Raw genomic sequence first — 19,040 nt, 5'->3', positions numbered from 1 at the left:
CGTCATGCCCCCGCACCCCCCGCGCCCCGCCCCGTCCACGCCCGACGAGGACGCCCCCGTCCGCCGCGACGCCCGGCAGAAGGTGACCGGATCGGCGCGCTACGCAGCCGAGTACACCCCGCACGGCTGCGCCCACGCCGTCCCGGTTCCCGCCACCGTCGCGCGGGGCAGGGTGACCGCCGTCCACGCCGACGAGCTGCTGCGACGGCCGGGGGTCCAGGCGGTGCTCAGCCATGAGAACGCACCGCGCCTCGGCGAGGCCGACGACCCGACACTGTCCCTGCTGCAGACCGACCGCGTGCCCCACCGGGGCTGGTACGTGGCCCTCGTGGTCGCCGACACCCTGGAGGCGGCGCGGGCGGCCGCCGACGACCTGCGGATCGAGTACACCGTCGACGAGCACGACGCGGGCCCGGCCGCCGACCACCCCGGCCTCTACGCACCCGAGGAGGCCAACGGCGGTCATCCGGCCCTGCGCGAGCGCGGGAACTTCGACGCCGCCTTCGCCGCGTCGGCCGTGCACGTCGACGCCACCTACACGATGACCGCCCAGCACAACCATCCGATGGAGCCGCACGCCGCCACCGCGTCGTGGGAGGACGGCGCGCTGACCGTGCACGACTCCAGCCAGGGGGCGACGAAGGTGCGGGACGTCCTCGCCCGGATGTTCCACGTCGCCCGCGAGCGTGTCACGGTCACCTCCGCGTACGTCGGCGGGGGCTTCGGCTCCAAGGGCACTCCGCGGCCGCAGGTCGTCCTCGCCTCGATGGCCGCACTGCACCTCGGTCGGCCCGTCAAGCTCGTGCTCCCGCGCCGCGAACTCGCCGCCGTCGTCGGCCACCGCGCCCCCACGGTCCAGCGCGTCCGCATCGGCGCCGACGCCGACGGTGTGATCCGCGCCCTCGCCCACGAGGTCGTCACCCAGACCTCCACGGTGAGGGAGTTCGTCGAGCAGGCGGCCGTCCCCGCCCGCACCATGTACACCTCGCCGCACAGCCGGACGAGCCATCGCGTGGTGGCCCTCGACGTGCCGACACCCTCGTGGATGAGAGCCCCCGGCGAGGCGTCCGGCATGTACGCCCTGGAAGCGGCCATGGACGAACTCGCCGTCGCCACCGGCGTCGATCCCGTCGAGCTCCGGCTCCGCAACGAGCCCGGCACCGAACCCGACAGCGGCAGGCCGTTCAGCAGCAGGGGCCTCACGGCATGCCTGCGGGAGGGGGCGCGGCGCTTCGGCTGGGAGGGCCGCGATCCCCGGCCGGGAGTGCGGAGGACGGGTGACCTTCTGACCGGCACCGGAGTGGCCGCGTCGACCTACCCGTACCTCCTGAGCCCCTCGTCGGCCTCTGCGCACGCCTGGCCGGACGGCCGGCGTCTCGTACGGATCGCCGCCACCGACATCGGGACCGGGGCCCGTACGGTCCTCGCCGGGGTCGCCGCCGAGGCGCTCGGCGTTCCGGTGGACTCGGTACAGGTGGAGCTCGGCAGCAGCGCCCTGCCCACCGCGCCCCTCGCGGGCGGCTCCTCGGGGACCTCGTCCTGGGGCTGGTCCGTCCACAAGGCCTGTACCGCCCTGGCCGGGATGGTGCGCGCCCATTCCGGGCCGCTGCCGCCGGAGGGCCTCACCGCGCGGGCGGACACCGGGGAGGAGGCCGGCCGGGAGTCCCCGTACGCACGGCACGCGTTCGGCGCGCAGTTCGCCGAGGTCGACGTGGACACCGTGACGGGGGAGGTGAGGGTCCGCCGGTTGCTCGGCGTCTTCGCGGCGGGCCGGGTCCTCAGCCGACGCACCGCACGTTCCCAGTTCATCGGCGGCATGACCATGGGGCTCGGGATGGCGCTGACCGAGAGCAGCACGCTCGACCCCGCGTTCGGGGACTTCGCGGAACGGGACCTGGCCTCGTACCACGTCCCGGTCTGCGCCGACCTGCCGTCACTCGAAGCGCACTGGCTGGACGAGGAGGACCCCCATCTCAACCCCATGGGGAGCAAGGGCATCGGGGAGATCGGGATCGTGGGGACCGCGGCCGCGATCGCGAACGCGGTCCACCACGCGGTGGGCGTACGGCTGCGGGACCTGCCCCTGACCCCGGACCGGATCCTCGGGCACCTGCCCGACTGAACACGCGGTCCGGGCACGCTGCCGTGCGGGACTTCCTCGGTAGGCTCGTCCGATGACGGAGAACGAGATCCAGCTCAAGGCCATCGCGGCCCTCACGGCCCTGCGCGGTGGAGTTCCCCAGGACTACGTCTCCGACCTGCTCGGCGAGGTCATTCCGACGCGGTTCCTGGTGCCCGACACCGACGACGCCGTGGAGGTCGGGGCGGCCGTCCTCAGTCAGCTCACCGGCCCGGTCAGCGCCCTGGTCCGCGGCTTCGTGCTCGCCTTCGAGACGGTGGCCGACGCCTACGACCGGACGGAACCCGGGGCGCCCACCGAACAGGTCCTCCAGGCCCTCGCGCTGGCGATCGCCGGCGACGAGGAGTGAGGCCCCGCGGCCCCACCCCGCCGGCGGACCGTGGCCGGAGCACGGTGGGGTCCCTCACGCGGCCGGCAGTCCCAGGAGGCCGGCCAGCCGGGCGCGGTGCCAGTGCGGCGGGCCGAAGAGCCGGGCCGTGCCGTGCGCCCGCTTGAAGTAGCGGTGGGCGTCGTGCTCCCAGGTGATGCCGATGCCGCCGTGCAGCTGGATCGTCTCGCCGGCCACCGCCGCGTACGCCTCCGAGCAGGCCGACTTCGCGGCGGCGGCGCAGCGCGACAGCTCCGGGGAGCCCGCCGCGGCGGCGAAGGCGGCGCCGAGCGCGACCGAGCGCGCCGACTCCACCAGGACGTACGCGTCCGCGAGGCGGTGCTTGACCGCCTGGAAGGAGCCGATGGGCCGGCCGAACTGGATCCGCTCCCCGGCGTAGGCCAGGGTGAGCTCCAGGCAGCGCGCGGCGGCGCCGACCTGCTCGGCGGCGAGCGCCGTGCAGGCAAGGTCCAGGACGTGCGACAGCACCCGCCCGCCGTCGCCCTCGACGCCCAGCAGCCGCCCCTCGGCCCCGGCGAGGACCACCCGCGCCTGGGCACGGGTCTCGTCCATCGTGACGGCGGGCGCGCACTCCGCGCCCGCGCCGTCCACGGCCACCTCGAAGAGCGAGACGCCCGCATCCGTCCGGGCGGCCACCAGCAGCACCTCGGCCCGCCCGCCGTCGAGGACGTGCTCCTTGGTCCCGGTGATCCGCCACCCTCCCGCGGGCCCGGGGACGGCGCGGGCCCGTACGGCCGCCGGATCCCAGGAGCCGCCCTCGGCCCACGCCAGGGTGCCCACCTCCGCACCCGAGGCCAGTCCGGGCAGCAGCCGGGCGCAGGCCGCCTCGTCGCCCGTGGCGAGCAGCGCCTGCGCCGCCAGCACCGCGGAACCGAGGTACGGGACCGGGCTGAGCTCCCTTCCGAGCTCCTCCATCACCACGCCGACCTCGACCGCCCCGCACCCGGCTCCGCCGTACTCCTCGGGGACGGCCAGCCCCGCGACGCCGATCTGTCGGGTCAGCGGCCGCCAGGCCGCGTCTCCCGGGCGGCGGCCGAGCACGGCCCGTACGGCGGACCGCAGTTCGTCCTGCTCCTCCGTCGTCCTCACGCCAGGGCTCCCTTCGCGAGGACGCGGGCACGGCAGGCCGCGGGAGTCCCCCAGGCGTCACGCAGGGGCCGGGCCTTGCGGATCCAGAGGGCGAGATCGAGCTCCTCCGTGTAGCCGACGGCGCCGTGGAGCTGGAGGGCGGTGCGGGCCGCGGCGTAGGCCGCCTCGCCCGCGGTGACCTTCGCGGCCGCGATCTCCGCGGAGCAGTCGTCCGCCCCCTCCGCCAGGGCCAGGGCGGCCGCGTGGAGCAGGGGCTGCGCGAACTCCAGGGCGATGAGCGTGTCGGCGAGACGGTGCTTGAGCGCCTGGAAGGACCCGACGGCGACGCCGAACTGGGTGCGCTGCCCGACGTACGCGACGGTCCGGTCGAGCAGGGTCCGGCCGAGGCCGAGCGACTGGGCGGCGGTGGCCAGGGCCGCGACGTCGGCGGCGTACGCGGTGGCGGCGGCCACCTGGGTGCCCCGGGCCAGGACGGTGCCGCCGAGCGGGCGGGCCAGCCGGCGCGCGGGGTCGGCCGAGGGCTGGACCGGGCCGGCGGCCTCGGCGAGGCGGACGGTGTCGCCCTCGACGACGAGCACGGCGTCGGCGGCGTCCGCGTCCAGGGCGTACGGGCCGCCGACGGCCGGCACGCACAGCGAGACGAGGGCCTCTCCCGCCGCGATCCGGGGGAGCAGACCGGCGGTTTCGGCGGTCCCGAGCCGGTCGAGGAGCGCCGCCGCGGCGACCGTCTCCACCAGCGGACCGGGCACGGCATGGCGTCCCGACGCGGTGAACGCGACGGCCAGTTCCACCGGAAGCGGGCCGAGGCCGCCGTGCCGTTCGGGGACGGCGAGGGCGAAGAGGCCGGCCTCCGCCAGCCGCGCCCAGAGCGCCCGCCCGGGCGCGGTGTCACCGGCCGCCCAGGACCGCGCGACCGCCGGGGTGTCTGCCGTGGCGAGCATGCGGTCCAGCGAGCGGGCGAACTCCCGCTGGTCGTCGTCGAGGAGGAACCGCATCACCGGCGTCCCTTCGGGAGGCCGAGCAGTCGCTCGGCGATGATGTCGCGCTGGATCTCGTTGGTGCCCGCGTAGATGGGCCCGGCGAGGGAGAACGTGTGGCCCTCGGCCCAGCCGCCGCGCGCGGGCGCGTCCGCGGCCTCGTCGGAGAGTTCCCCGTACGGGCCGAGCAGGTCGAGCGCCGTCTCGTGGAGGGCGATGTCGAGCTCGGACCAGAAGACCTTGTTGAGGCTGGACTCGGCGCCCAGCGAGCCTCCGGCGGCGATCCGGGAGGCGTTGGCGTACGTGAACAGCCGGTAGGCGCGGGCGCCGATGACCGCGTCGGCGACCCGGTCGCGCAGGGCCGTGTCCGAGGGCTCGGCGTTCTCCCGCCACAGCTCGGTCAGACGCGCGGCGGCGGCCGTGAACCGGCCCGGGCTGCGCAGGGTCAGGCCCCGCTCGTTGCCCGCGGTGCTCATCGCGACCCGCCAGCCCTCGCCCGGGGCGCCGATCACGTCCTCGTCGGGCACGAAGACCGAGTCGAGGAAGAGTTCGGCGAAGGCGGGCTTGCCGTCCAGGCGCCCGACGGGCCGCACGGTGACGCCCTCGGCGTCCAGCGGGAACATCAGGTACGTCAGGCCCTGGTGCGGCCTGGCCGTGTCGGGCTCGCTGCGGAAGAGGCCGAAGGCCCGGTCGGCGAAGGCCGCGCGGGACGACCAGGTCTTCTGTCCGCTCAGGAGCCAGCCGCCGTCGGCGCGCTCGGCCCGGGAGCGCAGCGAGGCGAGGTCCGATCCGGACTCCGGCTCGGACCAGGCCTGGGCCCAGACGACCTCGCCGCTCGCCATGGAGGGCAGGACGCGGGCGCGCTGCTCCGCGGTGCCGTGCTCGAAGAGGGTGGGGGCGAGGAGGTTGATGCCGTTCTGGCCGACGCGGCCGGGTGCCCCCGCCGCGTAGTACTCCTCCTCGAAGATCAGCCACTGGAGGATGGAGGCGTTCCGGCCGCCGTACTCCTCGGGCCAGGAGACCACCGACCAGCGGTCGGCGAACAGGAGCCGCTCCCACTCCCGGTGGGCGGCGAATCCCTTCTCCGTCTCCAGGGAGGCCGGCGGAACGTCGGGTACGTGCGTGGTGAGCCAGGCGCGGGCCTCGGCCCGGAAGGCGTGGTCGGCCGCGGAGAAGTCGAGGTCCATCAGGCTCCCGCCGCCTTCATCGAGCGGATGTCCATGCCGCCGAGCGCGTCGGATGCGGTCTCGGCGTTGTGCGCGTGCGCGAGGTGGTGGAGGCCGAAGACCGAGTCCATGCCCGTGTGCAGGCCCTGGAGGTCCTCCGCCTGGTTCACGGCGCGCTTGGTGAGCGCCAGGCCCATGCGGGGCATCTCGGCGATCCGGTGGGCCAGGGCGAAGGTGTGCTCGGCCAGTTCCCCGGGCGGGACGACCCGGTTGACCATGCCGACCTCGTAGGCGCGCCGGGCGCCCATCCGGTCGCCGGTGTACAGGAACTCCTTGGCGATGCGCGGGGGCATCACCCAGGGGTGGGCGAAGTACTCGACTCCGGGGATGCCCATGCGGACCACCGGATCGGCGAAGAAGGCGTCCTCGGCGGCGACGATGAGGTCGCACACCCAGGCGAGCATCAGGCCTCCGGCGACACAGGCGCCCTGCACGGACGCGATCATGGGCTTGGGCAGTTCGCGCCAGCGGCGGCACATGCCCAGGTAGACCTCGGACTCGCGGGCGAAGCGGCTCTCCGCGCCCGTCTTGTCCGAGTGGTCCCACCAGAGGCCGGCCCTGCGGTCGAACGGCAGGTGCGCGTCGCGCTCCGGGGTGCCGATGTCGTGGCCGGCGGAGAAGTGCCTCCCGGCCCCCGCGAGCACCACCACCTTGACCTCGTCGTCCTCGGCCGCGCGGTAGAAGGCGCGGTCGAGGGCGTAGGTCATGGCGGAGTTCTGGGCGTTGCGGTACGCGGGGCGGTCCATGGTGACCACGGCCACCGGGCCCCGGCGTTCGTAGCGGACGGGTTCCTGCGGTGCGGGCGTGCCGGACGCGGTGCGGGCAGCGGACATCCGCCCTCCTTCCCTAACAAGTGTTTGGTAGGTTAACGTACGGCCATGAACGACGTCGAGGAGTTCCGCAGAGAGGTCCGCGGCTGGCTGCGCTCGCAGCTGACGGGCGAGTTCGCGGCGCTGCGCGGCCGCGGCGGCCCCGGACGGGAGCACGAGGCACATGCCGAACGCCTCGCCTGGGAGCGGCACATGGCCGCCGCCGGATGGACCTGCGTCGGCTGGCCCGAGGAGTACGGAGGACGGGGCGCGACCCTCGAAGAGCAGGTCGCCTTCCACGAGGAGTACGCCCTCGCCGACGCCCCCGCCCGCGTCAACCACATCGGCGAGCAGCTCCTCGGCCCCACCCTCATCGCCTTCGGCACGCCCGCGCAGCGCGCCCGGTTCCTCCCGCCGATCGTCGCCGCCGCGGAACTCTGGTGCCAGGGCTACTCGGAACCCGACGCCGGCTCGGACCTCGCCAACGTCCGGACCCGCGCGGAGCGCGACGGGGACGACTGGGCGGTCACCGGACAGAAGGTGTGGACCTCACTCGCGCACGAGGCCGACTGGTGCTTCGTCGTCGCCCGCACCGAGCCCGGCTCGACCCGGCACCGCGGACTCTCCTACCTCCTCGTGCCCCTGGACCAGGCCGGCGTGGAGATCCGGCCCATCGTCCAGCTGACCGGGACCTCGGAGTTCAACGAGGTCTTCTTCGACCGCGCCCGCACCCACGCCTCCCACATCGTCGGAGCCCCCGGCGAGGGCTGGCGCGTGGCCATGGCCACCCTGGGCTTCGAGCGGGGCGTGTCCACCCTCGGCCAGCAGGTCGGCTTCCGGCGCGAGCTGGAGGCGGTCATCGCCCTCGCCCGGCGCAACGGCGCCGCCGCCGACCCGCTCGTCCGCGACCGCATCGCCCGGGCCTGGATCGGCCTGGAGACCATACGGTTCAACGCCCTGCGCATGCTCGGCGGAACCGCGGCCGGAGCCCCCGGCCCCGAGGCCTCCATCGGCAAGATCTTCTGGGCCACCTGGCACCGGGAGCTGGGGGAACTCGCCATGGACGTCTGCGGCGCCGGGGGCATGCTGGCGGCCGGCGAGCCCTACGACCTCACCGACTGGCAGCGGCTCTACCTCTTCTCCCGCTCCGACACCATCTACGCCGGCTCCAACGAGATCCAGCGGAACATCATCGCCGAGCGCGTCCTCGGCCTGCCCAAGGAGGTCCGCGCATGACCGGGACACCACCCCCCTACGTGCCGGGCCACGGTCTGCTGGCCGGCCGCACCGCCGTCGTCACCGCTGCCGCGGGCGCCGGCATCGGCGGCGCCACCGCCCGACGGCTCCTGGAAGAAGGCGCGCGGGTGCTCCTCTCCGACGCCCACGCCCGCAGACTGAAGGAGTCCGAGGCGGAGCTGGCCGCCGAGTTCGGCGCCGACCGGGTCGACGCCCTGCCCTGCGACGTCACCGACGAGACCCGGGTCGCCGCGCTGTTCGACCTCGCCGTCGAGCGCCACGGGCGCCTCGACATCGTCGTCAACAACGCCGGACTCGGCGGCACCGCCGACCTGGTCGACATGACCGACGAGCAGTGGGACAAGGTCCTCGACGTCACCCTGAACGGCACCTTCCGCTGCACCCGCGCCGCCCTGCGCCGCATGAAGGACGGGGGCGACGGCGGCGTCGTCGTCAACAACGCCTCGGTGGTCGGCTGGCGGGCCCAGCGGGGCCAGGCCCACTACGCGGCGGCCAAGGCCGGGGTCATGGCTCTCACCCGCTGCGCCGCCCTGGAGGCCGCCGCGTACGGGGTCCGGGTCAACGCCGTCTCCCCGAGCCTGGCCATGCACCCGCATCTGGTGAAGGTCACCACCCCCGGACTCCTGGAGGAGCTGACCTCCCGCGAGGCCTTCGGGCGCCACGCGGAGCCCTGGGAGGTGGCCAACGTGATCGTCTTCCTCGCCAGCGGCTACTCCTCGTACCTGACCGGCGAGGTCCTCTCCGTGAGCAGCCAGCACGCGTGAGCCGGACGGGGGAGCGCGCCGGGGAGCGGGAGCAGGAGGAGCGCGATGGTCGGTCCCGCGCCCGAGCGGCGTGAGGAGATCCTCTCCACCGCCGCCGAGGTGTTCGCCGTCCACGGGTACGACGCCACCACCGTACGGGAGATCGCGGACGCCGCCGGCCTGCTCGCGGGCAGCCTCTACTACCACTTCGACTCCAAGGAGTCGATGCTCGACGAGATCCTCTCGTGCTTCCTGCACGAGCTGCGGGCCGGCTACGACGCCGTGCTCGCCGCGGGCCTCGGCCCCCGGGAGACCATCGAGGCCCTCGTCACCGAGTCCTTCCGGGAGATCGACCGGCACCGGGCCGCCGTCGCCATCTTCCAGAAGGAGTCCGGACACCTCCAGGACCAGCCCCGCTTCGGCTATCTCGCCGACACCCGGCGGCGATTCGAGACGGCCTGGCTCGGAAGCCTGGAACGCGGGGTCGCGTCCGGGGTCTTCCGCGCCGACCTCGACGTCCGCCTGACCTACCGGTTCGTGCGCGACACCGTGTGGGTGGCCGCCTCCTGGTACCGGCCCGGCGGACAGCACAGCCCCGAGGAGATCGCCCGCCAGTACCTGTCCATGGTGCTGGAGGGGATCGCCCTCCGCACATGACGGACACCGAACAGCGTGGATATCGAAGAAGGAGCGGCCATGGCCGAGGCATACATCGTCGAAGCGGTACGCACCCCGGTGGGCAGGAGGAACGGCGGACTGTCCGCCGTCCACCCGGCCGACCTCGGAGCACACGTGCTCAAGGAGCTGATGGCGCGGGCGGGCGCCGACCCGGCGGCCGTCGAGGACGTCGTCCTCGGCTGCCTCGACACCGTCGGCCCGCAGGCCGGCGACATAGCCCGCACCTGCTGGCTGGCCGCCGGACTCCCGGAGGAGGTGCCCGGCGTGACCGTGGACCGCCAGTGCGGCTCCTCCCAGCAGGCCCTGCACTTCGCCGCGCAGGGCGTCCTGTCCGGCACCCAGGACCTGGTCGTCGCGGGCGGCGTGCAGAACATGTCGATGGTGCCCATCGCCTTCGCCAGCCGCCAGGCGGCCGGCCCGCTCGGACTCACCGACGGCCCGTACGCCGGCTCCGACGGCTGGCGCGCCCGCTACGGCGACCAGCCGGTCAACCAGTTCCACGGCGCGGAGCTGATCGCCGCCAAGTGGGGCGTCTCCCGCACGGACATGGAGGAGTACGCCCTCCGGTCGCACCGGCGGGCCGCCCGCGCCATCGACGAGGGCCGCTTCGACCGGGAGATCGTGCCGTACGGGGACGTCACCACCGACGAGGGCCCGCGCCGCGACACCACCCTGGAGAAGATGGCCGGTCTGAAGCCGCTGGTCGAGGGCGGCCGGCTGACCGCCGCGGTCTCCTCGCAGGTCTCCGACGGGGCCTCGGCGATGCTGATCGCCTCGGAACGCGCCGTACGCGAACACGGACTGACGCCGAGGGCCCGCGTCCACCACCTGTCCGTACGGGGCGAGGACCCGATCCGGATGCTCTCCGCCCCCATTCCGGCGACGGCGTACGCGCTGAAGAAGGCCGGGATGACGCTCGACGACATCGACCTGGTCGAGATCAACGAGGCCTTCGCCTCCGTCGTCCTGGCCTGGCTCAAGGAGACGGGGGCCGACCCCGACAAGGTCAACGTCAACGGCGGCGCCATCGCCCTCGGGCACCCGCTCGGCGCCACCGGCACCAAGCTGACGACCACCCTGCTGCACGAGCTGGAGCGCACCGGCGGCCGCTACGGGCTGCAGACCATGTGCGAGGGCGGCGGCCAGGCGAACGTGACGATCATCGAGCGGCTGTGACGCCCCCGCGGTGACCAGGAGCGAACGACGTCCGCCGGGGTGGCCACACCCCGGCGGACATCTCTCTTCAGGACCCGGTCACCGGACCAGTCGTGCGCGGAGCCCCGCCAGGGTGCGGGCGTCCAGTCCGAGGCCCTTCGTGAGGTAGCCGTGGAAGCCTCCGTAGTCCCGCCGTATCTGGTCCAGGGCCGCCCCCAGATAGTCCGCGCGGACCTCCTGCAGCGGCACGAGCAGCCCCGGGTCCTCCATGTAGCCGCTCTGCCTCAGTCCCTCGCGGACCTTGCGGTCCGCCTCCGCGCGGAAGGCGTTGGACAGCAGGTAGTCCCGCTCGGCCGCCGGGGAAGGCACGTCGAGGGCGCGCAGCAGGAGGTAGCCCATCCAGCCGGTGCGGTCCTTGCCCGAGGTGCAGTGGAAGAGGAGCGGCGTCCGGCCGGTGGCGACGTCCCGCAGCGTCGCGGCGAACTGCCGGCGGCTGTCGCGGTCGGTGACGAAGGTGCGGTAGATGTCGCGCATGAGCCGCTCGGCCTTGCCGTCGCCCAGCAGCTCGCGCTGCTTGACGGGGTCCTTGGAGCCGATGGCCGCCGTGGTCGTGGCGTACAGCCCGAGGTCGGCCACGGGGCGCGCGGTCGGGGCGAGTCCGGCGGGCAGCCGGTCGGCGCCGTCGCGCGCGACCTCCTCCGGGGTGCGGAAGTCGAGGACGGTGCGCAGGTCCAGCGCGGCGAGGGCCGCGAGGTCGGCGTCGGTGAGCCGGCCCAGGGCGTCGCCCCGGAACACCTGGCCGTGGCGGACCTGGCGGCCCCGGTCGGTGCGGTACCCCCCGAGGTCGCGGACGTTGACCGCGCCCTGGAGCGGGACGGGGCGGACCTCGGTGGGGCGGGGGTGGTGCGCGGCGGAGGCCGTGGACCGCGCCGGGGCGGCCGCCGCGGTGAGGGCGGGCAGGCCGCCGAGGACGACGGTGGCGGTGACCAGGGCGGTCGCACGCCGGAGGTGGAGGGCACGCATGGGTCTGCTCCTAGCGGTGTGAGGGGACGTCCCCGGAGCCGGGGAGTCGGCGGGGTGCCGCGGAGTGCCGTCGCGCGCGTCGGCGTGCGGCGGGGGAGGAGAAGGAGGAGGGGGTGCGGGGGTCCGGTGCGGCGGACCCCGGCGGGGTCAGGACGTCGCGGGCAGACCGCGGAGGGCGTCCCGGGCCTCGGACATGAGGCGCTCGACGAGTTCGGCGCAGGACGGCAGGTCGTCGATCACTCCCGCGACCTGGCCGGAGGCCATCACACCGAGGTCGGTGCGGCCGTCCACCATGGACGCCTTGAGCAGCATGGGGGTGTTCGCGGCGAGCAGGATCTGGCTCCAGGTCAGGTCCTTGCCGTGCCGCATCGCCAGGCCGTCCCGGATCATGTCCGGCCAGCTCATGCCGGACTCGCGGCGGAAGGCCGCGGCGTGCCGGACCGCCCGGAGGAGCGCGGACGCCCGGCCGGAGCGCTCCAGCGCGTCGACCAGCTCGGTGCGCAGCATCCGGTGCGGCAGTCCGTCCACCTCGGTGGTGACGGTGACGTCCTGGACCGCCGCCGCGAGGTAGCGGGCCTTCACCGCCTCGGGGACCGTGCTGTCGGAGGTGAGGAGGAAGCGCGTGCCCATCGCGATGCCGGCCGCGCCGTAGGCGAGCGCGGCGACCAGGCCGCGTCCGTCGTGGAACCCGCCGGCCGCGACGACCGGGATGTCCACGGCGTCCACGACCTGGGGGAGCAGGACCGTGGTGGCGACGCTGCCGGTGTGGCCGCCGCCCTCGCCGCCCTGCACGATCACCGCGTCCGCCCCCCACGCGGCGACCTTCTCGGCGTGCCGTCTCGCCCCGATGGAGGGGACGACGACGACGCCGGCGTCCTTGAGCCGTGCGATCAGCTCGCGGGAGGGGGCGAGCGCGAACGAGGCGACCCGCACCCCCTCGTCGACGATGATCCGCGCCCGCTCGGCCGCGTCCCCGGCGTCCGCCCGGAGATTCACGCCGAACGGCGCGTCGGTACGGGACTTGACCTCCCGCACGGCGGAGCGGAGCTGCTCGACGGTCATCGTCGCCGAGGCGAGGATCCCGAGCGCCCCGGCGTTCGCGGTCGCCGAGACCAGGCGCGGGCCGGCCACCCACCCCATGCCGGTCTGCACCACCGGGTGCCGCACCCCGACGAGTTGGGTGAACCGGGTGGGGATCGCGAGGTCGCTCACGCGGGGACCTCCCGCTCGCGCAGTCCCGCGGGGTCGATCTCCTCGCGCATCAGCCGCAGTTCCTCGGCGGTGGGCTCGCGGGTGTACGGCACCTCGTCCGGGACGGTCAGGGCGAAGCCGGTCGCCTCGGTGACCTGCTCGACGGTGACGCCGGGGTGCAGCGAGCGGAGCCGCATGCGGCGGTCCGGGGTCTCGAAGTCGAAGACCCCCAGGTCGCTGACGACCTCGGGGACGCGGTGGTACCGCGTCGCGGCGGGCCCGGCCGCGGCGGCCCGGTCGTAGCCGACGCCGCAGACCATGTCGACCCGCTCGACGAACACCCGGGTCGAGTGCTTGGGGACCCAGTAACTGGTCGGGTTGTTCAGGGTGTTGACGGGGGCGCCGCGCACGCCGAGGAGCTGGCGCCGGGGGCGCGCCCAGTCGCCGATGCAGCTGATGTTCTGGTTGCCGTACCGGTCGAGCTGGCTCGCGCCCATCATCACGTGCCGCCGTCCGGTGGCGACCATGGCCAGGTGCTGCCGGTACGGCAGCCACCCCTCGACGACCCGGGGCGCGCCGCCGACGGCCGGCACGTCGCCCATGAGCAGTGCCTCCCCGTCGGTGAGCAGCAGGTCGGGGGAGAAGGTGAGCTTCGCGAGGCGGGCGCCGATCAGGGGCACGGTGCCCATGGGGCTGGCCAGCACCTCGCCCGCGTTCCGCCACGCCTCGGCGCAGGCGACGACGCAGTACTCGGCCCGCGTCGCCCCCGCGGCCGGCGTGGTCGTCGTGTCGGTGCCGCTCATGCTTCCTCCTCGTGGAACGCCGCGACGGCGGCCTGGTAGGCGTCCTCGTCACCGGAGAGGAACCGGGCGCTGAAGGCCCGCCACTCCTCCGGGTCGCGGGCGGCCCGGACGTAGGCGCGCTGGAAGACCTCGTCCCGGTCGTAGTCGGGGGCGCAGGAGGTGAAGTGCGCGCCGTTCGGGGTCTCGACGACACCGTCGACGAACGCGCGCTTCAGCAGCAGGGACTGCGGAGCCGCGTCCTTGAGCAGGTCCGGGGTCTCCACGATGCGCTCGCAGGAGACGTACGCGGTGTCGGCGGCCTCGCAGAACAGGTCGTCGAAGTACGGGTCGGGGCCCAGGTACTGGCCGTTCCCGTGCACGTCGGCCCGGTTGACGTGCACGAGCGCGGCGTCCAGGCGCAGGGCGGGGACGGCGACGAGTTCCTCGCGGTCCCCGTACGGGGACGTGACCGTCCGCAGCGAGGGGTTCACCTGCATCACGTCCGAGGCGAGCCCGGCCCGGATGGGCATGAAGGGCAGCCGGTGCACGGCGGCCGTCAGCCCCCACATGACCATGGCCTCGTCCAGCTCGACCAGTTCGAGGGAGCCGCGCTGCCGGGCCGCGCCGAAGTGCGGCTCCAGGGGGACGGAGTCGAGCGTGGCGAAGGCCGCCACCAGCTTGCGGATCTTCCCCGCGGCGGCCAGCAGGCCCACGTCCGGGCCTCCGTACGAGACCACCGTCAGGTCGGTCACCTCGGACCGCAGCAGCGCCCGGACCAGTGCCATCGGCTTGCGCCGGGAGCCCCAGCCGCCGATCCCGACCGTCATCCCGCTCCGGAGCCGGCCCACGGCCTCCTCGGCGGTCATCGTCTTGTCCCTGCTCACGCCTGCTCCTCCTGCTGGGTGTCGAAGGTCCCGGCCGTGGCCCCGCCGCCCCCGCCGAACGTGTCGCGGACCCGGTCGGCGACGCCGCTGAGGTTGGCCTCGAAGGTGAATCCCTGCTCGAAGCGGTAGCTGCGCCGGACGTCCACCGGGTCGATGCCGTTGATCGCGGCCTTGGCGAGCCGGATCAGGTGACCGTCCTTCTCGGCGATCTCCCGGGCCAGTTCCCGTGCCGCGTCGCGCAGCGCCTCGCGGGGCACGACCCGCCAGACCGAGCCGTGCCGGTGCAGCTCCTCGGCGGTGGCGGTGCGCGAGGTGTAGTACAGGGTCCGCATCAGGTGCTGGGGGACCAGGCGGGCCAGGTGCGTGGCCGCGCCGAGTGCACCCCGGTCCAGCTCGGGCAGGCCGAAGGTCGCGTCCTCGGAGGCGACGATCGCGTCGGCGTTGCCGACCAGGCCGATGCCGCCGCCGAGGCAGAAGCCGTGCACGGCGGCGACCACGGGCACCTCGCACTCGTAGACGGCGGCGAAGGCCTCGTAGCAGCCGCGGTTGGCGCCCAGGAGGGCCTCGTGCCCGGCCGTGCGCTGGAGCTCCTTGATGTCGACCCCGGCGTTGAAACCGCGTCCCTCGGCGGTGAGCACGACGCAGCGCACCTCGGGATCGGCGCCCGCCGCGCGGATCGCGGCGGCGAGGTCGTACCAGCCCCGCACGGGGAGGGCGTTGACCGGGGGGAAGTCGACGGTGACGACGGCGACGCCCTTGTCGGGGGCGGAGGTGGAGACACCCATGAGCAGATCAGCTACCTTTCCACCAAACGTTTGTTAGGTGGAAGATAGCAGCGGTTCGCCCGCTGCGGGAGGTGTCCCTTGGCAGTCACCATCGATCTCTCGGGGTCCGTCGCCGTCGTCACCGGAGGCACCCGGGGCGTCGGGGCCGGGATCGCCCGGGCCCTGCTGGAGGCCGGCGCGGAGGTCGTGACCTGCGCGCGCAGGCCGCCCGGCGAACCCGTCGAGGCGGCCGGGCGCACGGCCCGCTTCCTCCCCGTCGACCTGCGCGATCCGGCGGCCGTCTCGGCCTTCTTCGACCGGGTGCGCGACGACCACGGCAGGCTCGACGTGCTGGTCAACAACGCCGGGGGAACCCCGTTCCGCATGCTCGGCGACGGCGGGGCCGGGCGGCACGCCCGGGTCGTCGAGCTGAACCTCCTCGCCCCCCTGACCGCGACCCTCGCCGCGTACGAGCTGATGCGCCGTCAACCCGGCGGCGGGACCGTCATCATGATCGGCAGCGTCAGCGGGACCCGCCCCTCACCGGGCAGCGCGGCATACGGAGCGGCCAAGGCCGGCCTGGACAACCTCGCCCGGTCCATGGCCGTGGAATGGGCGCCGCACGTGCGGGTCAACACGCTCGTCCTCGGCATGGTCCGCACCGAACTGTCCCACCTGCACTACGGGGACGAGGACGGCATCGCCGCCGTCGGCCGCACCGTGCCGCTCGGCCGGCTCGCCGAGCCCGCCGACATCGGCGACGCGTGCGTCTTCCTCGCCTCCGAACGGGCCGCGTACATCAGCGGCGCCAGCCTCCCCGTGCACGGCGGCGGGGAACGCCCGGCGTTCCTGGACGCGGCCACCACCCCTCACTGACGACCCGGTCGTCGCCCTCATCGAACACCGAAAGGACCCCACCATGACGGGACTCTGCAACGGACGGGTCGTGATCGTCACCGGGGCGGGCCGAGGACTCGGCCGCGCGCACGCCCTCGCCTTCGCCGCCCAGGGCGCCCGGGTCGTCGTGAACGACCTGGGCGTCGGCCTGGACGGGACCGGGGGCGGCGCGGCCCCCGCACAGCAGGTCGTCGACGAGATCAGGGCGGCCGGGGGAGAGGCGGTCGCCCACGGCGGCGACATCGCCACGGCGGACGGCGCCGGCTCCCTCGTCGCCACCGCCCTCGACACCTTCGGCCGCCTCGACACCCTGGTCAACAACGCGGGCTTCCTGCGCGACCGCATGCTGGTCAACCTCGACGAGGACGACTGGGACGCCGTCATGCGCGTCCACCTCAAGGGACACTTCCTGCCCCTCAGGCACGCCGTCGCCCACTGGCGCGCGGAGGCCAAGGCCGGGCGCACCCCCGACGCACGGGTGGTCAACACCAGCTCGGGCGCGGGGCTGCTCGGCAGCGTAGGGCAGGGCAACTACGCCGCCGCCAAGGCCGGGATCGTCGGCCTGACCCTCGTCGCCGCCGCCGAGACGGCCCGCTACGGCGTCCAGGTCAACGCGATCGCGCCGGCGGCCCGCACCCGGATGACGGAGGAGACCTTCGCCGGGACGATGGCCGCCCCCGGGGGAGCCGCCTTCGACGCCATGGCCCCGGAGAACGTCTCGCCCCTCGTCGTCTGGCTCGGTTCCCCGGCATCCGCCGGGGTCACCGGCCGGGTCTTCGAGGCCGAGGCGGGCCGCATCACGGTCATGGAGGGCTGGCGCCCCGGCCCGACGGCCGACAAGGGGGCGCGCTGGACCCCGGCGGAGGCAGGCGAGGCGGCGCTGAAGCTGCTCGCGGCCGCCGAGCCCCCGCAACCGGTCTACGGCGCCCGCTGACCCCGCCCCCACCCGCCCGGAGCCCCGGTCCACCCCGCCACGGACCGGGGCTCCGCGCTGCCCGGGGCACCGCTGCCCGGCTGGGAGCCGAGGGCCTGTGGCACCGGTCTCTCACGGGCGGGTGACGCCAGCCTCGTCCAGGCCTGCGACACCGGACCCTCGCGGGCCCGTGCACGGCACCCCCGTGGACGTGTGACGCCGACCCACAGCCCCGTGACACCGGCCCCCACAGGCCGTGACACCCGCCCGTGACACCGGCCCCCACAGGCCGTGACACCCGCCCGTGACACCCCCCGCGGGCCCTTTCCCGCTCACCGGGAACGCGCGCTCCCCCGCGGCATCGGCACCGGCCTAGCCTCGCCGGACAGCCCCGACCCCCGCAGGAGGGACCCGCCATGCTCACGGACCGCCAGAGACGCGAGGCGGCCGAGCTGCTCCGCTCCGCCGAACGCGGTGCGACGCCGATCGCCCCGCTGACCGGGTCGTTCCCCGGCATCGACACCGAGGACGCCTACGAGATCCAGCTCCTCAACATCCGCCACCGCGTGGCCGCCGGGGCGGAGGTGCGCGGCCACAAGGTGGGCCTGTCGTCCCCGGTCATGCAGCGGATGATGGGCGTCGACGAGCCGGACTACGGACACCTGCTGCACGACATGGAGCTCCGGCCCCACGTCCCCGTACCGGTCGCCCGGTACTGCCGGCCCCGGGTCGAGGTCGAGGTCGGCTTCGTCCTCGGCGACGACCTCCCGGGCGGGACCTGCTCCCCGGCGGACGTCCTCGCCGCCACCGAACGCGTCGTCCCCGCCCTGGAACTGATCGACAGCAGGATCCGCGACTGGCGCATCACCATCGCCGACACCATCGCGGACAACGCCTCCTCCGCCGGCTACGTCGTCGGAGAGGGCCGGGACCCCAGCGAGCTCGACCTCAGGGCGATCGAGGCCCGACTGACCAGCGGCGGCGAACTCCTCGCCGAAGGACGCAGCGACGCCGTCCTCGGCGACCCGGCCGCCTCCGTCGCCTGGCTCGCCCGCACCGTCGCCCGCTTCGGCGTGCCCCTCCGGAAGGGACACGTGGTGCTGCCCGGCTCGTGCACCCGCGCCGTCGACGTGACGCCGGGAGCCACCTTCACCGCCGAGTTCACCGGGCTGGGCTCGGTCTCCCTCTCGTTCACCTGAGGTGATCATGAAGAACACCAGGACCAAGGCGAGCGCCGCCATCGTCGGCTCCGGCAACATCGGCACCGACCTCCTTCACAAGCTGCTCCGCTCCGACCTCGTCGAACCCCGCTGGATGATCGGCGTCGACCCCGCCAGCGAGGGCCTCGCCCGCGCCGCCCGGGCCGGCCTGGAGGCCAGCCACGAAGGCGTCGACTGGCTCCTCGCGCAGGACGAGAGGCCCGACATCGTCTTCGAGGCCACCAGCGCCCACGTCCACCGGGCCAACGCGCCGCGCTACGCCGAACTCGGCATCAAGGCCGTCGACCTCACCCCCGCGGCCGTCGGCCCCGGGGTCGTCCCGCCCGCCAACCTCCACGAGCACCTCGACCGGCCGAACGTCAACATGATCACCTGCGGCGGGCAGGCCACCATCCCGATGGTGTACGCGGTCTCCCGCGTCGTCCCCGTGGCGTACGCCGAGATCGTCGCCTCGGTGGCCTCCGTCTCGGCCGGCCCCGGAACCCGGGCGAACATCGACGAGTTCACCCGGACCACCGCCCGCGGCATCGAGACCATCGGCGGCGCGGGACGCGGCAAGGCGATCATCATCCTCAACCCCGCCGAGCCGCCCGTGATCATGCGCGACACCGTCTTCTGCGCCATCCCGGAGGACGCCGACCGGTCCGCCGTCGCGCTCTCCGTCAAGGAGGTCGCCGAGCAGGTCGCGTGCTACGTGCCCGGCTACCGGCTGCGCGCCGAGCCGCAGTTCGACGATCCGAGCCCCGAGAACGGCGGCATGGCCCGCGTCGCGATCTTCCTGGAGGTCGAGGGCGCCGGCGACTACCTGCCGCCCTACGCCGGAAACCTCGACATCATGACCGCCGCCGCCACCAAGGTCGGCGAGGAGTTCGCCCGGGCGGTCCTCGCCCCCGGCGCGTAAGGA

At 74.4% G+C, this 19,040-nt stretch carries 19 protein-coding genes; 10 read left to right on the top strand and 9 right to left on the bottom strand.

The window, feature by feature from the left end:
* Positions 1-4 precede the first annotated feature (4 nt).
* Together ACF09E_RS14835 and ACF09E_RS14830 are read left to right on the top strand one after the other, a co-directional pair.
* Positions 5-2,122 carry a xanthine dehydrogenase family protein molybdopterin-binding subunit gene (locus tag ACF09E_RS14835; protein ID WP_392205549.1) on the top strand — a complete coding sequence of 706 codons (2,118 nt, stop codon included), beginning with the start codon at positions 5-7 and terminating at the stop codon, positions 2,120-2,122.
* Between the two features lie 52 nt (positions 2,123-2,174).
* Positions 2,175-2,489, top strand: a complete 315-nt coding sequence (locus ACF09E_RS14830) for a hypothetical protein (RefSeq protein WP_361852528.1) — start codon at positions 2,175-2,177, stop codon at positions 2,487-2,489.
* A gap of 54 nt (positions 2,490-2,543) precedes the next feature.
* On the opposite strand, the gene ACF09E_RS14825 is transcribed toward ACF09E_RS14830, so the two are convergent.
* From ACF09E_RS14825 to ACF09E_RS14810, 4 genes are read right to left on the bottom strand one after another with little or no spacing between them, the layout of a single operon-like run.
* Positions 2,544-3,617 carry an acyl-CoA dehydrogenase family protein gene (locus tag ACF09E_RS14825; RefSeq protein WP_392205548.1) on the bottom strand — a complete coding sequence of 358 codons (1,074 nt, stop codon included), beginning with the start codon at positions 3,615-3,617 and terminating at the stop codon, positions 2,544-2,546.
* Positions 3,614-4,612 carry an acyl-CoA dehydrogenase family protein gene (locus ACF09E_RS14820; protein WP_392205662.1) on the bottom strand — a complete coding sequence of 333 codons (999 nt, stop codon included), beginning with the start codon at positions 4,610-4,612 and terminating at the stop codon, positions 3,614-3,616. The genes ACF09E_RS14825 and ACF09E_RS14820 overlap by 4 nt, the downstream gene beginning before the upstream one ends.
* Positions 4,612-5,781 carry an acyl-CoA dehydrogenase family protein gene (locus ACF09E_RS14815; RefSeq protein WP_392205547.1) on the bottom strand — a complete coding sequence of 390 codons (1,170 nt, stop codon included), beginning with the start codon at positions 5,779-5,781 and terminating at the stop codon, positions 4,612-4,614. Before ACF09E_RS14815 ends, ACF09E_RS14820 begins: the two co-directional genes overlap by 1 nt.
* Entirely contained in the window at positions 5,781-6,653 is an 873-nt protein-coding gene (locus tag ACF09E_RS14810; protein WP_392205546.1) for an enoyl-CoA hydratase, read from the bottom strand. The genes ACF09E_RS14815 and ACF09E_RS14810 overlap by 1 nt, the downstream gene beginning before the upstream one ends.
* Before the next feature lie 45 nt (positions 6,654-6,698).
* Between ACF09E_RS14810 and ACF09E_RS14805 the strand changes: the two genes are divergently transcribed.
* Genes ACF09E_RS14805 through ACF09E_RS14790 form a run of 4 tightly spaced genes read left to right on the top strand, consistent with a single transcriptional unit; the run spans position 6,699 to position 10,483 of the window.
* A complete protein-coding gene (locus tag ACF09E_RS14805) occupies positions 6,699-7,865 on the top strand; it encodes an acyl-CoA dehydrogenase family protein (protein WP_392205545.1) in 1,167 nt (388 codons plus the stop codon).
* Positions 7,862-8,650, top strand: a complete 789-nt coding sequence (locus tag ACF09E_RS14800) for an SDR family oxidoreductase (protein WP_392205544.1) — start codon at positions 7,862-7,864, stop codon at positions 8,648-8,650. The genes ACF09E_RS14805 and ACF09E_RS14800 overlap by 4 nt, the downstream gene beginning before the upstream one ends.
* A gap of 45 nt (positions 8,651-8,695) precedes the next feature.
* A complete protein-coding gene (locus ACF09E_RS14795) occupies positions 8,696-9,286 on the top strand; it encodes a TetR/AcrR family transcriptional regulator (RefSeq protein ID WP_392205543.1) in 591 nt (196 codons plus the stop codon).
* 39 nt (positions 9,287-9,325) lie between these two features.
* Positions 9,326-10,483 carry an acetyl-CoA C-acetyltransferase gene (locus ACF09E_RS14790; RefSeq protein WP_392205542.1) on the top strand — a complete coding sequence of 386 codons (1,158 nt, stop codon included), beginning with the start codon at positions 9,326-9,328 and terminating at the stop codon, positions 10,481-10,483.
* Between the two features lie 78 nt (positions 10,484-10,561).
* Here ACF09E_RS14790 and ACF09E_RS14785 read toward each other — a convergent pair whose 3' ends face one another.
* The 5 genes from ACF09E_RS14785 to ACF09E_RS14765 all read right to left on the bottom strand — a co-directional run bounded on the left by ACF09E_RS14785 (position 10,562) and on the right by ACF09E_RS14765 (position 15,127).
* Positions 10,562-11,485, bottom strand: coding sequence for a tyrosine-protein phosphatase (locus tag ACF09E_RS14785; RefSeq protein ID WP_392205541.1), 924 nt, complete (start codon positions 11,483-11,485; stop codon positions 10,562-10,564).
* A gap of 147 nt (positions 11,486-11,632) precedes the next feature.
* Positions 11,633-12,697 carry an NAD(P)H-dependent flavin oxidoreductase gene (locus ACF09E_RS14780; protein WP_392205540.1) on the bottom strand — a complete coding sequence of 355 codons (1,065 nt, stop codon included), beginning with the start codon at positions 12,695-12,697 and terminating at the stop codon, positions 11,633-11,635.
* Positions 12,694-13,479: a CoA-transferase subunit beta gene (locus ACF09E_RS14775; RefSeq protein ID WP_392205539.1), complete on the bottom strand. Its 786-nt coding sequence runs from the start codon at positions 13,477-13,479 to the stop codon at positions 12,694-12,696. Before ACF09E_RS14775 ends, ACF09E_RS14780 begins: the two co-directional genes overlap by 4 nt.
* Complete coding sequence (locus ACF09E_RS14770) at positions 13,476-14,324, bottom strand: CoA transferase subunit A (protein WP_392205661.1); 849 nt, start codon at positions 14,322-14,324, stop codon at positions 13,476-13,478. The genes ACF09E_RS14775 and ACF09E_RS14770 overlap by 4 nt, the downstream gene beginning before the upstream one ends.
* Before the next feature lie 14 nt (positions 14,325-14,338).
* Positions 14,339-15,127 carry an enoyl-CoA hydratase family protein gene (locus tag ACF09E_RS14765; protein WP_392205538.1) on the bottom strand — a complete coding sequence of 263 codons (789 nt, stop codon included), beginning with the start codon at positions 15,125-15,127 and terminating at the stop codon, positions 14,339-14,341.
* 78 nt (positions 15,128-15,205) lie between these two features.
* Here ACF09E_RS14765 and ACF09E_RS14760 point away from each other — a divergent pair, with 78 nt between their 5' ends.
* From ACF09E_RS14760 to ACF09E_RS14745, 4 genes are all read left to right on the top strand, one after another.
* Complete coding sequence (locus ACF09E_RS14760; protein WP_392205537.1) at positions 15,206-15,982, top strand: SDR family oxidoreductase; 777 nt, start codon at positions 15,206-15,208, stop codon at positions 15,980-15,982.
* 43 nt (positions 15,983-16,025) lie between these two features.
* The gene (locus ACF09E_RS14755) at positions 16,026-16,937 is read left to right on the top strand and encodes an SDR family oxidoreductase (protein ID WP_392205536.1); all 912 of its coding nucleotides are present in this window, start codon (positions 16,026-16,028) and stop codon (positions 16,935-16,937) included.
* A 395-nt stretch (positions 16,938-17,332) separates the two neighbouring features.
* Entirely contained in the window at positions 17,333-18,115 is a 783-nt protein-coding gene (locus ACF09E_RS14750) for a 2-keto-4-pentenoate hydratase (protein ID WP_392205535.1), read from the top strand.
* Between the two features lie 7 nt (positions 18,116-18,122).
* Positions 18,123-19,037 carry an acetaldehyde dehydrogenase (acetylating) gene (locus tag ACF09E_RS14745; protein WP_392205534.1) on the top strand — a complete coding sequence of 305 codons (915 nt, stop codon included), beginning with the start codon at positions 18,123-18,125 and terminating at the stop codon, positions 19,035-19,037.
* Positions 19,038-19,040 lie beyond the last annotated feature (3 nt).

The organism is Streptomyces sp. NPDC014891 (assembly GCF_043081085.1).
Lineage (GTDB): Bacteria > Actinomycetota > Actinomycetes > Streptomycetales > Streptomycetaceae > Streptomyces.
Note: the sequence above shows the minus strand (reverse complement) of the source record. Positions and strands in the feature narration are given on the sequence as shown.

Bases quoted from the DNA above. Each gene is read 5' to 3' on its own strand.
- ACF09E_RS14765 (WP_392205538.1), bottom strand. From the start codon at position 15,127: ATGGGTGTCTCCACCTCCGCCCCCGACAAGGGCGTCGCCGTCGTCACC.
- ACF09E_RS14790 (WP_392205542.1), top strand. From the start codon at position 9,326: ATGGCCGAGGCATACATCGTCGAAGCGGTACGCACCCCGGTGGGCAGG.
- ACF09E_RS14755 (WP_392205536.1), top strand. From the start codon at position 16,026: ATGACGGGACTCTGCAACGGACGGGTCGTGATCGTCACCGGGGCGGGC.
- ACF09E_RS14795 (WP_392205543.1), top strand. From the start codon at position 8,696: ATGGTCGGTCCCGCGCCCGAGCGGCGTGAGGAGATCCTCTCCACCGCC.
- ACF09E_RS14815 (WP_392205547.1), bottom strand. From the start codon at position 5,781: ATGGACCTCGACTTCTCCGCGGCCGACCACGCCTTCCGGGCCGAGGCC.
- ACF09E_RS14830 (WP_361852528.1), top strand. From the start codon at position 2,175: ATGACGGAGAACGAGATCCAGCTCAAGGCCATCGCGGCCCTCACGGCC.
- ACF09E_RS14820 (WP_392205662.1), bottom strand. From the start codon at position 4,612: ATGCGGTTCCTCCTCGACGACGACCAGCGGGAGTTCGCCCGCTCGCTG.
- ACF09E_RS14835 (WP_392205549.1), top strand. From the start codon at position 5: ATGCCCCCGCACCCCCCGCGCCCCGCCCCGTCCACGCCCGACGAGGAC.
- ACF09E_RS14800 (WP_392205544.1), top strand. From the start codon at position 7,862: ATGACCGGGACACCACCCCCCTACGTGCCGGGCCACGGTCTGCTGGCC.
- ACF09E_RS14745 (WP_392205534.1), top strand. From the start codon at position 18,123: ATGAAGAACACCAGGACCAAGGCGAGCGCCGCCATCGTCGGCTCCGGC.
- ACF09E_RS14770 (WP_392205661.1), bottom strand. From the start codon at position 14,324: ATGACCGCCGAGGAGGCCGTGGGCCGGCTCCGGAGCGGGATGACGGTC.
- ACF09E_RS14750 (WP_392205535.1), top strand. From the start codon at position 17,333: ATGCTCACGGACCGCCAGAGACGCGAGGCGGCCGAGCTGCTCCGCTCC.
- ACF09E_RS14805 (WP_392205545.1), top strand. From the start codon at position 6,699: ATGAACGACGTCGAGGAGTTCCGCAGAGAGGTCCGCGGCTGGCTGCGC.
- ACF09E_RS14810 (WP_392205546.1), bottom strand. From the start codon at position 6,653: ATGTCCGCTGCCCGCACCGCGTCCGGCACGCCCGCACCGCAGGAACCC.
- ACF09E_RS14785 (WP_392205541.1), bottom strand. From the start codon at position 11,485: ATGCGTGCCCTCCACCTCCGGCGTGCGACCGCCCTGGTCACCGCCACC.
- ACF09E_RS14775 (WP_392205539.1), bottom strand. From the start codon at position 13,479: ATGAGCGGCACCGACACGACGACCACGCCGGCCGCGGGGGCGACGCGG.